This is a genomic window from Tatumella sp. UBA2305 (assembly GCF_002345795.1).
In the GTDB taxonomy this organism is placed as follows: domain Bacteria; phylum Pseudomonadota; class Gammaproteobacteria; order Enterobacterales; family Enterobacteriaceae; genus Tatumella; species Tatumella morbirosei.
The window spans coordinates 11,761-27,236 of record NZ_DDVT01000008.1; the positions used below are offsets into that span (position 1 = coordinate 11,761).

General features: G+C 50.3%; 11 protein-coding genes. 2 read left to right on the top strand and 9 right to left on the bottom strand.

Going from position 1 to position 15,476, the window contains the following annotated elements; translation table 11 throughout:
- The first annotated feature begins 2 nt into the window (after positions 1-2).
- Both B3Z23_RS03440 and thiH read left to right on the top strand, forming a co-directional pair.
- Entirely contained in the window at positions 3-788 is a 786-nt protein-coding gene (locus B3Z23_RS03440) for a thiazole synthase (protein ID WP_294901584.1), read from the top strand.
- Entirely contained in the window at positions 781-1,908 is a 1,128-nt protein-coding gene (thiH, locus tag B3Z23_RS03445; RefSeq protein ID WP_294901586.1) for a 2-iminoacetate synthase ThiH, read from the top strand. Before B3Z23_RS03440 ends, thiH begins: the two co-directional genes overlap by 8 nt.
- Positions 1,909-1,948: 40 nt before the next feature.
- On the opposite strand, the gene B3Z23_RS03450 is transcribed toward thiH, so the two are convergent.
- From B3Z23_RS03450 to secE, 9 genes are all read right to left on the bottom strand, one after another.
- Entirely contained in the window at positions 1,949-3,010 is a 1,062-nt protein-coding gene (locus B3Z23_RS03450; protein ID WP_294901588.1) for a DUF1176 domain-containing protein, read from the bottom strand.
- A gap of 80 nt (positions 3,011-3,090) precedes the next feature.
- Entirely contained in the window at positions 3,091-7,311 is a 4,221-nt protein-coding gene (rpoC, locus tag B3Z23_RS03455; RefSeq protein WP_294901590.1) for a DNA-directed RNA polymerase subunit beta', read from the bottom strand.
- A gap of 82 nt (positions 7,312-7,393) precedes the next feature.
- Entirely contained in the window at positions 7,394-11,422 is a 4,029-nt protein-coding gene (rpoB, locus tag B3Z23_RS03460; RefSeq protein WP_294901592.1) for a DNA-directed RNA polymerase subunit beta, read from the bottom strand.
- A gap of 333 nt (positions 11,423-11,755) precedes the next feature.
- Positions 11,756-12,121 carry a 50S ribosomal protein L7/L12 gene (gene rplL / locus B3Z23_RS03465; protein ID WP_038024029.1) on the bottom strand — a complete coding sequence of 122 codons (366 nt, stop codon included), beginning with the start codon at positions 12,119-12,121 and terminating at the stop codon, positions 11,756-11,758.
- Between the two features lie 60 nt (positions 12,122-12,181).
- Positions 12,182-12,679 carry a 50S ribosomal protein L10 gene (gene rplJ / locus B3Z23_RS03470; RefSeq protein ID WP_038024031.1) on the bottom strand — a complete coding sequence of 166 codons (498 nt, stop codon included), beginning with the start codon at positions 12,677-12,679 and terminating at the stop codon, positions 12,182-12,184.
- Between the two features lie 343 nt (positions 12,680-13,022).
- A complete protein-coding gene (rplA, locus tag B3Z23_RS03475; protein ID WP_038024033.1) occupies positions 13,023-13,727 on the bottom strand; it encodes a 50S ribosomal protein L1 in 705 nt (234 codons plus the stop codon).
- Between the two features lie 3 nt (positions 13,728-13,730).
- Entirely contained in the window at positions 13,731-14,159 is a 429-nt protein-coding gene (gene rplK, locus B3Z23_RS03480) for a 50S ribosomal protein L11 (protein WP_038024035.1), read from the bottom strand.
- A 138-nt stretch (positions 14,160-14,297) separates the two neighbouring features.
- Positions 14,298-14,843 (bottom strand): transcription termination/antitermination protein NusG, encoded by a 546-nt coding sequence (gene nusG / locus B3Z23_RS03485; protein ID WP_294901598.1) that lies wholly within the window; start codon positions 14,841-14,843, stop codon positions 14,298-14,300.
- Position 14,844: 1 nt separating this feature from the next.
- Positions 14,845-15,228, bottom strand: coding sequence for a preprotein translocase subunit SecE (secE, locus tag B3Z23_RS03490; protein WP_038024040.1), 384 nt, complete (start codon positions 15,226-15,228; stop codon positions 14,845-14,847).
- Positions 15,229-15,476: the final 248 nt, after the last annotated feature.

Genomic DNA, 15,476 nt, shown 5'->3' on the forward strand with positions numbered 1-15,476 from the left:
CCATGTTAAAAATTGCAGATAAAACTTTCAGCTCTCGTCTGTTGACGGGCACCGGAAAATTTTCTTCACCAACCGTTATGCAGCAAGCATTGCAGGCATCGGGATCTCAACTGGCCACCCTGGCAATGAAGCGAATCGATCTCAACAGCCGCCAGGATGATATTCTGGCGCCACTATTACAATCCGGCGTGATGTTGCTGCCAAACACTTCCGGAGCCAAAACTGCCGGTGAAGCATTATTCGCCGCACGCCTGGCCCGGGAAGCTTTAGGCACCCACTGGGTAAAACTCGAAATTCACCCTGATAGCCGCTACCTGCTACCCGACCCGATTGAAACCCTGAAGGCCGCAGAACAGTTAGTAAAAGAAGGATTTGTGGTGTTGCCCTACTGCGGAGCCGATCCTGTACTGTGCAAACGGCTGGAAGCCGTCGGGTGTGCTGCCGTTATGCCTCTGGGTTCGCCCATCGGCAGTAATAAAGGACTGCTCAGCCGGGATTTTTTACAGATTATTATTGAACAGGCTAATGTCCCGGTGATTATCGATGCCGGTATTGGTTTGCCTTCCGATGCCTGTGAGGCCATGGAATACGGGGCTGATGCTGTGCTGGTGAATACCGCCATTGCGACAGCTCATGACCCTGTTGCTACCGCCAGAGCTTTTGCGTTAGCCACCGAAGCAGGTTACCTGGCCAGAGGGCCGGCCTCCGTTCAGCATCACGCCAGCCCAAGCAGCCCGTTAACGGCGTTTCTTGATGCAGGGCTGGTAGAGGAGAATAGCAATGGCTGAATTCTCTGATTACTGGCAAACGCTGGATCAGAATGCATTACGTCTGCAAATCGACAGCCAGACGCCGCAACAGGTAGAACAAGCACTGTCTGGTACGGTGAGTGGTATCACCGGCCTGATGGCATTACTTTCCCCTGCCGCGGAAGCTTATCTCGAACCTATGGCTGCCAGAGCACAGCAACTGACGCGCCAGCGTTTCGGTCACACGATTAATTTTTTCGCACCGCTCTATCTTTCTAACCTGTGCGCTAATGAATGTACTTACTGCGGCTTTTCAATGAGCAACCGCATCCGGCGCAAAACACTCGACGGGTTGGAGATTAGCCAGGAATGTGAAGCGATACGCCGGCTGGGATTCAATCAGCTACTGCTGGTCACCGGCGAGCATCAGACCAAAGTGGGTATGGACTATTTTCGCCGACATCTTCCGGATATCCGGCGCAGGTTCAGCTCACTGATGATGGAGGTTCAGCCGTTAAAGGAACAGGAGTACCGGGAATTACGTGGTCTGGGTCTGGATGGTGTGCTGGTATATCAGGAAACCTACCATGCTTCCTGCTATGCAACGCACCATTTGCGGGGGAATAAGCAGGATTTCTTATTTCGTCTGCAAACCCCTGAAAGGCTGGGCCGTGCCGGGATCGATAAAATCGGTCTTGGGGTGCTGGCCGGGTTGTCAGGCCACTGGCGCACCGATTGTCTGATGATGGGCGAGCACCTTAACTGGTTACAGAAACACTATTGGCAGTCACGTTATTCCGTTGCCTTCCCTCGTCTGCGACCTTGTGCAGGGGGAATTACCCCTGCTTCGTTGATGAGTGAACGACAGTTGTTGCAGAGCATGTGTGCATTTCGCATTTTCTCTCCGCAAACGGATATCTCACTGTCTACCCGCGAATCTCCGACATTTCGCGATCATGCAATTCCGATTGTGGTTACCACTGCCAGCGCCTTTTCAAAGACAGCACCCGGAGGTTATGCAGAGAACAATGATGCACTGGAACAGTTCTCACCAGATGATCATCGTCGGCCAGAGGTAGTCGCTGCGGCTTTGCAGCGGGCGGGACTACAACCGGTGTGGAAAGACTGGGAATATTATTTTGGCAGGGAGTCTGCCTGAAAAAACTAACGGGCGCATAGCGCCCGTTTTATCGTCTGCGTTATTCTTTGAATCCCGGAGTCAGCCAGACAGAAGGCCAGTTACCGGGAGCTCCACCATCACAGTCCGGCTGATTGTGATAACTCATTAGCTGAAAGTTATGCCCGTCATAGCGCCAGGCACCGCTTTCACCACAATCCGCGATCCCTCTGCCACGAGCAATATGCGTCAGCATTGCCGTCTTAGGATCATAACTGACATCTGTGAACCAACTGATCGTCTGAGGATCTCCCTGATCATCTTTCAGTGGTAATGTGAGTTCGACTTCTTTTGCCTGATCCGGATGATTCCGTGGCGTCACAAATAAAATGCCTGATGACTGATAAGCGCCGGTGACACAGTTAATCATGACCAGCACATTTTTCTTATCCAGAGGTTCCACTTTACTGCGCGCAATATCCTCGGCTTCTGGTGAGCACTCTTCATCATCCAGTACCGATTGTTGGGTCTGCAGCACTTCATTAATCAGTGCATTGGCATCACTGACCGGGAAAATCGCCGGAACTTTGGTCGGCGGAATTTCAAACGCATAACGTAAAGGCACCTGCGCCGGGATACCGGCTCCGACACGCAGCAGAGCTGTCTGGTTATCTAACCGCCCCTGTATGTCATCAACAAACAGCAACGATGCATCTAAACCTTTTAACGATCCGGTATCGTCATCTTCATCCGGAGTCAGTGCAATGCGTTTCGCATTTTTGGCGGCCTGAATAAAGGCCTGAACATCCTGTAGTGAATCAGTATGGTAGCCCGCGTAATCATGTTCTTCATCAGAACTGATCGGGGTCAGAGAGTTTTTCCATAGTTGGCCGTCCAGCCAGATACCTGAGGGTTTATCGATATCAAACCCCATAATATCCAGCGAGATAGCACCCCGCGGACCGGCCTCATGTTTCAGAACTACCCGCATATTCTCATCTACATTGCGGATATCACAGTCATTCAGATTATTACAGGTAACCTGCCAGTCCTGAAACATTCTCTGAACTGGTTCCGAAGCATTGACTGTGGGTGTAGCCACCAGCATAGCCAACAACATGCCGGGCACACAAAAGATCCTCATGTTTTGCTCCATTTCCCTGTCTGACGACATATAAAAAAACCCTGCCGGAGCAGGGTTTTATATCATGATGTCATACGATATTACTCGTCGCTGCCACCGAGGCCGGCATTCAGCAACTCAGCCAGGCTGGCAGACGCTTCGTCTGCAGTAACCTGAGGAGTTACCAGTGCTTCGCCTGAATGACGACGGCGCATACGATCCTGATGATAAGCATAACCTGTACCAGCAGGGATCAGACGACCCACGATGACGTTTTCTTTCAGTCCACGCAATTCATCACGTTTACCGGCCACTGCAGCTTCGGTCAGCACACGAGTCGTTTCCTGGAATGATGCCGCAGAAATAAACGATTCGGTTGCCAGTGAAGCTTTGGTGATACCCAGCAGGTCACGGTGGAAAGTCGCACCGATTTTGCCATTCGCTTCCAGTTCACGGTTAGCAATCAGAATACGTGACACTTCAGCCTGCTCGCCTTCCAGGAACTCAGAACTTCCGGCAGAAGCGATGGTCGCTTTACGCAGCATCTGACGAACGATAACTTCAATGTGCTTATCGTTAATCTTAACACCCTGCAGACGGTAAACATCCTGTACTTCGTTAGTGATATAACGGGTTACCGCATGAACACCACGCAGACGCAGAATGTCGTGCGGTGATTCTGGTCCGTCAGACACTACGTCACCACGTTCAACACGCTCACCTTCGAACACGTTAAGCTGACGCCATTTTGGAATCATCTCTTCGTAAGGTTCGCTGCCATCAACAGGTGTGATCACCAGACGACGTTTACCTTTGGTCTCTTTCCCGAAGGAAATAATACCACTGATTTCTGCCAGAATTGCCGGCTCTTTAGGACGACGGGCTTCGAACAGGTCAGCAACACGTGGCAGACCACCGGTAATATCTTTGGTACCGCCGGATTCCTGAGGAACACGCGCCAGGGTATCACCGGAACTGATTTGTACACCGTCATCCAGCTGAACAATCGCGTTACCAGGCAGGAAGTACTGTGCAGGCATATCAGTACCTGGCAGCATCACATCATTGCCTTTGGCATCGACAATTTTCAGTGCCGGACGCAGATCTTTACCACCTGAGGTACGCTCAGCAGTATCCATCACCACGATTGAAGACAGGCCAGTCAGTTCATCCGTTTGACGGGTGATTGTCTGTCCATCGTTCATATCCACAAAGCGAACAAAACCGCTCACTTCGGTGATAACCGGCATGGTATGTGGATCCCAGTTAGCAACGGTTTCGCCGGCATTGACCTGCTCACCATCGCCTTTGGCCATCACAGAACCGTAAGGAACTTTATAGCTTTCCTTGGTACGACCGAATTCATCGATCATCTTCAGTTCAACGTTACGGGAGGTAATCACCAGCTTGCCTGCTGAGTTAGTTACCGACTTGGCGTTGATAAGCTTAATAGAACCTTTGTTTTTCACCTGGATGCTGGACTCAGCAGCCGCACGAGATGCCGCACCACCGATGTGGAACGTACGCATCGTCAGCTGAGTACCAGGTTCACCGATGGATTGTGCTGCGATAACACCGACCGCTTCACCTTTGTTGATGATATGACCACGAGCCAGGTCACGACCATAGCAGTGAGCACAAACACCAAAGTCAGTAGCACAACCTACCACGGAACGCACTTTAACGCTGTCGACAGAGTTCTGTTCCAGCACGTCACACCAGTGCTCATCAAGCAGGGTGTTACGGGCCACCAGAATATCTGCAGAACCTGGTTTCAGAACGTCTTCAGCGGTCACACGACCCAGTACACGCTCACGCAGTGGCTCTTTAACATCACCACCCTCGATAACCGGAGTCATCATGATACCTTCATGGGTACCACAATCGTCTTCAGTCACCACCAGGTCCTGAGCAACGTCAACCAGACGACGGGTCAGGTAACCGGAGTTCGCTGTTTTCAGTGCGGTATCTGCCAGACCTTTACGGGCACCGTGCGTCGAGATGAAGTACTGGAGTACGTTCAGACCTTCGCGGAAGTTCGCCGTAATAGGTGTTTCGATGATTGAACCGTCTGGTTTCGCCATCAGACCACGCATACCCGCCAACTGACGAATCTGAGCAGCAGAACCACGAGCACCGGAGTCGGCCATCATATAGATACTGTTGAAAGAAACCTGCTGCTCTTCTTCACCGTGACGGTTAATCACAGTTTCGGTTTGCAGGTTTTCCATCATCGCTTTAGAAACACGTTCGTTAGCCGCGGCCCAGATATCGATGACTTTGTTGTAACGTTCACCGGCAGTCACCAGACCAGACTGGAACTGCTCCTGGATTTCAGCAACTTCAGCTTCAGCTTCGCTGATGATCTCTGCTTTCTTCGCAGGGATAACCATATCATCAATACCTACTGATGCACCTGAACGGGCTGCATAAGCAAAACCGGTATACATGGTCTGGTCCGCAAAAATTACGGTAGGCTTCAGACCCAGGATACGGTAGCAGGTATTCAGCATCTTAGAGATTGCCTTTTTACCCAGTGCCTGGTTGATGATGGAGTACGGCAGACCTTTAGGAACGATCATCCACAGGATGGCACGACCGATAGTAGTATCGATCAGGCTGGTCTGAGGGATCAGTTCGCCCTGCTCATTTAAGCTGTATTCAGTAATACGGACTTTGACGCGAGCATGCAGCTCGGCCAGACCCGCACGGTATACGCGTTCAGCTTCTTTAGGTCCGGTCAGGACCATGCCTTCGCCTTTACCATTGACTCTGTCGCGGGTCATGTAATAGAGACCCAATACCACGTCCTGTGAAGGAACGATGATAGGTTCACCGTTCGCCGGGGACAGGATGTTGTTGGTAGACATCATCAGCGCACGCGCTTCCAGCTGGGCTTCCAGCGTCAGCGGTACGTGAACAGCCATCTGGTCACCATCGAAGTCGGCGTTATAAGCCGCACAGACTAACGGGTGCAGCTGAATCGCTTTACCTTCAATCAGCACGGGTTCGAAAGCCTGAATCCCCAAACGGTGCAGGGTTGGTGCACGGTTCAGCAGGACCGGATGTTCGCGGATCACTTCATCCAGGATATCCCAGACCACAGCTTCTTCGCGCTCAACCATTTTCTTGGCAGCTTTGATAGTCGTCGCCAGGCCACGCAGTTCCAGCTTGCCATAGATAAATGGTTTGAACAGTTCCAGAGCCATTTTCTTCGGCAGACCACACTGATGCAGGTGCAGGTATGGACCTACGGTGATAACTGAACGACCGGAGTAGTCAACACGTTTACCCAGCAGGTTCTGACGGAAACGACCCTGCTTACCTTTGATCATATCAGCCAAAGATTTCAGAGGACGTTTGTTAGAACCGGTAATGGCACGACCGCGACGACCGTTGTCCAGCAATGCATCAACCGCTTCCTGCAACATACGTTTTTCGTTACGTACGATGATATCAGGAGCAGCCAGATCCAGCAGGCGTTTCAGACGGTTGTTACGGTTGATCACACGACGGTACAGATCGTTCAGATCTGAAGTCGCGAAACGGCCACCGTCCAGTGGTACCAGAGGACGCAGGTCCGGTGGCAATACTGGCAGTACTGTCAGGATCATCCACTCAGGTTTGTTACCAGACTGAACAAAGGCTTCCAGCAGTTTGATCCGCTTGGTCAGTTTTTTACGCTTGGTTTCAGAATTGGTTTCGTTCAGCTCTTCGCGCAGCTGCTCGCATTCCTGCTCCAGATCCATGCCTTTCAGCAGGGCCTGAACCGCTTCTGCACCCATTTTCGCATCAAATTCATCACCAAACTCTTCCAGCGCATCCAGATACTGCTCTTCAGTCAGGATCTGGCGCTTTTCGAGGTTGGTCATGCCGCCTTCAATAACGACATAAGATTCGAAATACAGCACGCGCTCAATATCACGCAGTGGCATGTCTAACAACAGACCAATACGGGATGGCAGTGATTTCAGGAACCAGATGTGTGCTGTCGGAGAAGCCAGCTCAATGTGACCCATACGTTCACGACGAACTTTAGTCTGGGTAACTTCTACACCACACTTCTCACAGATAACACCACGGTGTTTGAGGCGCTTGTACTTACCGCACAGGCACTCATAGTCTTTTACCGGACCAAAGATACGCGCACAGAACAGACCATCACGTTCCGGCTTAAAGGTACGATAGTTGATGGTTTCTGGCTTTTTAACTTCACCGAAAGACCAGGAACGGATCATATCTGGCGAGGCCAGAGCGATCTTGATCGCATCAAACTCTTCGGTTTTAGTTTGCGCTTTTAGAAACTTAAGTAAGTCTTTCACGGATTTGCTCCCGTCGGAGTGAGACTTCTCAGGGTATCCGGCGATTTACCGGACACCCTGTAACCAGTACAGCTGCGAGTGCTTACTCGTCTTCCAGCTCGATGTTAATACCCAGCGAGCGGATCTCTTTCAACAATACGTTGAAGGATTCCGGCATGCCTGGTTCCATCTGATGGTTGCCGTCAACAATGTTTTTATACATCTTGGTACGGCCATTAACGTCATCAGACTTCACAGTCAGCATTTCCTGCAGGGTATAAGCAGCACCGTATGCTTCCAGTGCCCACACTTCCATCTCACCGAAGCGCTGACCACCGAACTGCGCTTTACCACCCAGCGGCTGCTGAGTAACAAGGCTGTAAGAACCGGTAGAACGCGCATGCATTTTGTCATCAACCAGGTGGTTCAGTTTCAGCATGTACATGTAACCTACGGTTACCTGACGCTCAAACTGTTCACCGGTGCGACCATCAAACAGAGTGATCTGACCTGAAGTCGGGATACCACCCAGCGTCAGCAACTCTTTAATTTCACTTTCTTTAGCACCGTCGAAGACCGGGGTCGCAATAGGCATCCCTTTCTTCAGGTTTTCTGCCAGACGCATCACTTCGTCGTCTGAGAAAGTGTTCAGGTCGACATTCTGACGGGTATCTGAACCCAGGTCATAAGCACGCTGGATAAACTCACGCAGTCTGGCCACATCCTGTTGCTGTTTCAGCATGGCATTGATCCTGTCACCAATACCTTTTGCTGCCATCCCCAGGTGGGTTTCCAGAATCTGACCGATGTTCATACGCGATGGTACGCCCAGTGGGTTCAGTACGATGTCTACCGGAGTACCGTTTTCATCGTAAGGCATATCTTCGATCGGGTTGATCTTAGAGATAACACCTTTGTTCCCGTGGCGACCTGCCATCTTATCACCAGGCTGGATCTGACGTTTAACCGCCAGGTAGACCTTAACGATTTTCAGCACGCCTGGTGCCAGATCATCGCCCTGGGTGATTTTACGGCGCTTAGCTTCAAGTTTTTTCTCAAACTCGTGCTTCAGCTCGTCGTACTGTTCAGCCAGCTGCTCTAACTGATTCTGTTTCTCTTCATCAGTCAGGCCCAGCTCCAGCCAGCGCTCACGTGACAGCTTGTCCAGTTTCTCTGCTTCAACACCACCTGCAATCAGGACGCTGTGAATACGAGTGAACAGGCCAGCTTCGAGGATCTGCAATTCTTCAGTCAGGTCTTTCTTCGCCTGCTTCAGCTGCATCTCTTCGATTTCCAGCGCACGTTTGTCTTTTTCCACGCCATCACGGGTAAAGACCTGGACGTCAATAACTGTCCCTGATACACCGTTAGGTACACGCAGAGAAGAATCTTTAACGTCAGATGCTTTCTCACCGAAGATAGCACGTAACAGTTTTTCTTCCGGAGTCAGCTGAGTTTCACCTTTAGGTGTTACTTTACCGACCAGGATATCGCCACCGGTCACTTCAGCGCCGATGTAAACAATACCGGATTCATCCAGTTTAGAGAGAGCAGCCTCACCCACGTTCGGGATGTCCGCAGTAATCTCTTCCGGCCCCAGCTTGGTATCACGGGACACACAGGCCAGTTCCTGGATATGGATAGTGGTGAAACGATCTTCCTGGACCACACGCTCAGAAACGAGGATGGAGTCTTCGAAGTTATAACCATTCCATGGCATGAATGCCACGCGCATGTTCTGACCCAGCGCCAGTTCACCTAAATCGGTAGACGGACCATCAGCCAGCACATCACCACGTTCAATAGGCTCACCCAGGTTGACACACGGCATCTGGTTGATACAGGTGTTCTGGTTAGAACGGGTATATTTGGTCAGGTTATAGATGTCGATACCTGCTTCGCCGGCATACATCTCGTCTTCGTTAACTTTGATAACGATACGTGATGCATCGACGTACTGAACAGTACCGCCACGTTTCGCGACTGCGGTAACACCGGAGTCAACAGCTACTGCACGCTCCATACCGGTACCTACCAGCGGCTTATCAGCACGCAGAGTCGGTACAGCCTGACGTTGCATGTTCGCACCCATCAGAGCACGGTTAGCATCATCGTGTTCCAGGAATGGGATAAGAGACGCACCGACAGAAACAACCTGTTGGGTAGAAACGTCCATATAGTCAACCTGATCACGGCTGAACAGGCTGGACTCACCTTTGTTACGGCAGGTCACCAGATCATCAACAAACTGACCATTCTCATCGAGGTTGGTGTTTGCCTGAGCGATAACGAAGTTACCTTCTTCAATCGCTGACAGATAATGAATCTCGTCGGTTACCTGGCTGTCTACCACACGGCGATATGGGGTTTCGAGGAAACCGTACTCGTTAGTCTGAGCATACACAGACAGTGAGTTAATCAGACCGATGTTTGGACCTTCCGGAGTTTCGATAGGACAAACACGACCGTAGTGAGTCGGGTGTACGTCTCGAACTTCGAAGCCCGCACGTTCACGAGTCAGACCGCCGGGGCCCAGTGCAGAAATACGACGTTTGTGCGTAATTTCAGACAGCGGGTTGTTCTGATCCATAAACTGTGACAGCTGGCTTGAACCGAAGAACTCTTTAACCGCCGCAGAAATTGGCTTGGCATTGATCATATCCTGAGGCATCAGGGTATCCAGATCGCCTAAAGACAGACGTTCTTTCACCGCACGCTCTACACGGACCAGACCAACACGGAACTGGTTCTCAGCCATTTCGCCGACTGAACGAATACGACGGTTACCGAGGTGGTCGATATCATCCACTTCGCCAATACCGTTACGGATATCGATCAGTTTCTTCATCACCTGGATGATATCGTCGTGGCTCAGAATACCTGCACCTTCGATTTCATCACGCAGCAAGGAACGGTTGAACTTCATACGACCAACCGCTGACAGATCATAACGATCTTCAGAGAAGAACAGATTCTCGAACAGGTTCTCTGCAGCTTCACGCGTTGGCGGCTCACCAGGACGCATCATACGGTAGATCTCAACCAGTGCGCTCAGGCGATCATTGGTCGGGTCAACACGCAGCGTTTCTGAAATATAAGGACCGTGGTCCAGATCATTGGTGAACAGCGTTTCAATGCGTTTGTGGCCTGCCTGGCTCAGTTTGGCCAGCAGGTCCATGGATAACTCCATGTTTGCCGCAATAATCAGCTCGCCGGTGCTCTCATCAATGTAATCACGCGCAACAACTTTACCGGCAATATATTCAACCGGAACTTCGATGTGCTGGACATTATCTTTTTCCAGCTGGCGGATATGACGGGCAGTAATACGGCGGCCTTTCTCGACATAGACAGTCCCGTTTGACTCCAGGTCAAAAGAGGCCGTCTCACCGCGCAGACGCTCAGGTACCAGCGCCATCTGCAGTTTGTTATCGCGAATTTCATAAACAACTTTATCAAAGAACAGATCGATGATTTGTTCAGTGGTGTAGTTTAATGCGCGCAGGATGATAGTGGCCGGCAGTTTACGACGACGGTCGATACGGACAAACAGGTTGTCTTTAGGGTCAAACTCAAAGTCGAGCCATGAACCACGGTAAGGAATGATACGTGCGTTATACAGCACCTTACCGGAAGAGTGTGTTTTACCCTTGTCGCTGTCAAAGAAGACGCCCGGACTACGGTGCAGCTGAGAAACAATAACACGTTCAGTACCATTGATAACAAAAGTACCGTTGTCTGTCATGAGCGGAATTTCACCCATGTAGACTTCTTGTTCTTTAATGTCTTTAACGGTCCCTTCCGGCGCTTCGCGCTCGTAGATGACCAGACGGAGTTTTACACGCAGCGGTGCAGAGAACGTCACACCACGAATCTGACATTCTTTAACATCGAAAACAGGCTCACCCAAACGGTAGCTGACATACTGCAGCTCAGAGTTACCACTGTAGCTCTGGATTGGGAATACGGAACGGAATGCAGCTTCCAGTCCATACTGGCCTTCCGGATCTTGCTCGATAAACTTCTGAAACGAGTCAAGCTGGATAGACAGGAGATATGGAATGTCCAGTACTTGTGGACGTTTACCAAAATCCTTACGAATACGTTTTTTCTCGGTATAGGAGTAAACCATCAGGGTTCCTCAGCTCGCTGACAAGTCGAACCACGCTGTCCGTTCTGAAGGACAGTTCATCATGCAACATTATTCTGTTTTGACCGTGAGATGAGCCCACGGTGCAATACGTCTTTCTATCACTCTTAAATCATTTCATTGCTCTGGCAGGACAGGGAGCCCCGCGGGAAAGCAGTATATTAAGGCGTCGATAGAAAAAGATATTGAAGAAACCACTGTGGACAAACAATGCGAAACCCCACAGAGTCTCTTTTAGCGCAAAAAGGCTGGTAACTATTATAGTCACCAGCCATCAGTCTGCAACCTTCTCAGACTGCAACCCAAAGGGTTGTCTTATTTGATTTCAACTTCAGCGCCAGCTTCTTTCAGAGCAGCTTCCAGAGCAGCTGCGTCGTCTTTGCTGATGCCTTCTTTGATTGCAGCCGGTGCAGATTCAACCAGATCTTTAGCTTCTTTCAGGCCCAGACCAGTTGCGCCACGAACGGCTTTGATAACTGCGACTTTGTTAGCGCCAACAGCTTTCAGTACTACGTCGAATTCAGTTTGTTCTTCAGCAGCTTCAGCAGGGCCAGCAGCAACAGCTACAGCAGCAGCAGCAGAAACACCGAATTTTTCTTCCATTGCAGAAACCAGCTCAACTACTTCCATTACGGACATAGCTGCAACAGCTTCCAGGATTTGGTCTTTAGTGATAGACATAACAATTGTTCCTAAGAATCAGAATAAGTTTATACGTAAGCAACGATGCGTGAAGTGCGATTAAGCAGCTTCTTTTGCATCGCGTACAGCAGCCAGAGTACGGACCAGTTTGCCGGCAGCGGCTTCTTTCATGGTCGACATCAGACGTGCCAGTGCTTCTTCGTAAGTCGGCAGCGTTGCCAGACGGTCAATTTGAGCGGCTGGGATCAGCTCACCTTCAAAGGCTGCAGCTTTAACCTCGAATTTTGCATTCGCTTTCGCGAATTCTTTGAACAGACGAGCAGCAGCGCCCGGGTGTTCCAAAGAATATGCAATCAAGGTTGGACCAACAAACGTGTCTTTCAGGCACTCGAAAGGAGTACCTTCAACGACGCGACGCAGCAGGGTGTTACGAACAACACGCATGTATACGCCAGCTTCACGACCTGCTTTACGCAGTTCAGTCATTTTATCTACGGTAACGCCACGGGAATCCGCAACAACCGCAGACAGCGCGCCTTTGGCTACTTCGCTGACTTCAGCAACAATCGCTTGTTTGTCTTGAAGATTTAATGCCATTAGCTTTTGCTCCTGGATTATTTTAGTCCGGAAAGTTACCTCCCCGGAACTCACATCGCCTGTCGGCCGAAGCTGGCAGGCGCTAACACGGTGAGTAGAATCCAGAAAAGAATAGGTTCTTCAGGCTCTCTCACCGTCTACGCAGGAAATTAAGTTGGTGTCGAATTACAGATGACTCTGTTGTTCTGACACTCACACCTGCGGTCTTGGACGGAGGCCTGGATAAGGCCAGGCTCCAACCGAAAATTCTTACCCGGGAGGATAACACTCTCCCGCGGTCTCTTCCCTCAGGAAGAATGGGCGAAAATTCTAGGTGAATTTTTCGCCCAAGTCAAGCAAGGTCTTAAGCCGCAGATGCGCTCAGGCCAGCCTGATCAACTGCAACACCTGCACCCATGGTAGTAGACAGGCTAACTTTCTTGATGTACACGCCTTTAGCTGAAGATGGTTTGGCTTTTTTCAGCGCAACCAGCAGAGCTTCCAGGTTTTCTTTCAGTTTGTCAGCGTCAAAGTCAACTTTACCGATAGTGGTGTGGATGATGCCGTTTTTGTCGTTACGGTAACGAACCTGACCTGCTTTAGCATTTTTCACTGCTTCAGCAACGTTAGGAGTTACAGTACCAACTTTAGGGTTAGGCATCAGACCGCGTGGGCCCAGAACCTGACCTAACTGGCCAACAACGCGCATTGCATCAGGAGAAGCAATAACAACGTCGAAGTTCATTTCGCCTTTTTTGATCTGATCAGCCAGATCTTCCATACCTACCAGTTCAGCACCAGCAGCTTTGGCAGCTTCAGCGTTTGCACCCTGAGCAAAGACAGCAACGCGAACGCTACGGCCAGTACCATGTGGAAGAACAGTCGCGCCACGCACGTTCTGGTCTGATTTACGAGCATCGATGCCGAGGTTTACAGAAACATCAACACTTTCAACAAATTTAGCTGTTGCCAGTTCTTTCAGCAGAGCTACGGCTTCGTTGATTTCGTACTGCTTGGTGACGTCTACTTTGTCACGGATAACGCGCATGCGCTTGGTAAGCTTAGCCATTGATTAATCCTCTACTACCAGGCCCATGGAGATCGCAGTACCTTCGATAGAGCGAGCCATCGCATCTACGTCTGCACCAGTCATGTCCGCAGCTTTAGTCGTTGCAATTTCATGCAACTGAGCACGCGTCACTTTACCTACTTTGTCTTTGTTCGGCTTACCGGAACCAGACTTGATACCAGCCGCTTTCTTCAGCAGAACTGCTGCCGGAGGCGTTTTGGTAACGAAGGTGAAAGAACGGTCGCTGTATACGGTGATAACAACCGGAGTAGGCAGACCTTTTTCCAGGCTTTCTGTTTTGGCGTTGAACGCTTTACAGAATTCCATGATGTTAACACCCTGCTGACCCAGTGCCGGACCAACCGGTGGACTTGGGTTAGCCATGCCTGCTGCAACCTGCAGTTTGACATAGGCTTGTACTTTCTTAGCCATGATATTTCCTCAATTGGGTATAGCGCCTTAAAAAGGCTTCCCGTGATAATTATTCCACGCACACTGTGCGTAAAAACAAAAGGCGCGAAATTATAGGTTAATTTCGCGCCTTGTGCAAGACGTCTCACGCTGGCGTGATTAGCCTTTTTCTACCTGACCAAAGTCAAGTTCAACCGGGGTTGCACGGCCAAAGATAGAAACAGACACTTTCAGGCGGCTCTTCTCATAATCCACCTCTTCCACCACACCGTTGAAGTCAGCAAACGGACCGTCACTAACACGGACCATTTCGCCGGGTTCAAACATAGTTTTCGGCCGTGGCTTATCACCTGCCTGTTGCAGGCGATTCATAATTGCATCAACTTCTTTATCGCTGATTGGCGCAGGGCGGTCAGAAGTACCACCAATGAAGCCCATAACACGAGGTACACTGCGTACCAGGTGCCAGCTTGCATCTTCCATCACCATTTGAACCAGCACATAGCCCGGGAAGAATTTACGCTCACTCTTACGGCGCTGGCCACCACGGATCTCAACAATCTCTTCGGTCGGCACCATAACTTCGCCGAACAGGTCTTCCATATTGTGCAGTTTAATGTGCTCACGCAGTGAAACTGCTACGCGGCCTTCAAAACCGGAAAACGCCTGCACGACGTACCAGCGTTTTTTTGGAGCTTCAGACATTTCAGAACCTCAGTCCAGTGATAAACGATACCAGACGGACCAGAATACCATCCAGCCCCCACAAAATCAGTGACATTACGGCGGTAACCGCAGCTACGATTAACGTGGTCTGCAACGTTTCCTGACGAGTAGGCCATATGACCTTACGTACTTCAGTTCTGGCTTCACGAGCAAACGCAACCGCAGCCTTCCCTTTCGTGGTCAGCAGGGCAATCGCCCCGGCTACCGCGATAATGACAACCACAGCAAGAGCACGTAAAGGTAAGTTCACATTGCGATAATAGTAATTGCCGGCAACTGCCACAATTATCAGGAGAGCAACGACCACCCACTTAACTGCTTCCAGGCCGCGCCCGCTCCTCTGAGCTTCGGTATTTGCACTCATAAACCAACCTGCCAGAATAATCCAGAAACCATTAAACCCCGCTCGGCGAGGTATCCAAACCAGAAATACTTTACAGTACCCCTGGTATCTTACGCCAAACCAGAGCCTGTCTCAGCAATGATTTACATAAAAAAAATCACTGATGAGTCAGGTTCTATGTTTCGGCGTGCAAAAAGGGCATCAGATGATGCCCTTTTCATGTATATGTCGTCAAATATTATCGATGATTAAGCGATAACTTTAGCAAC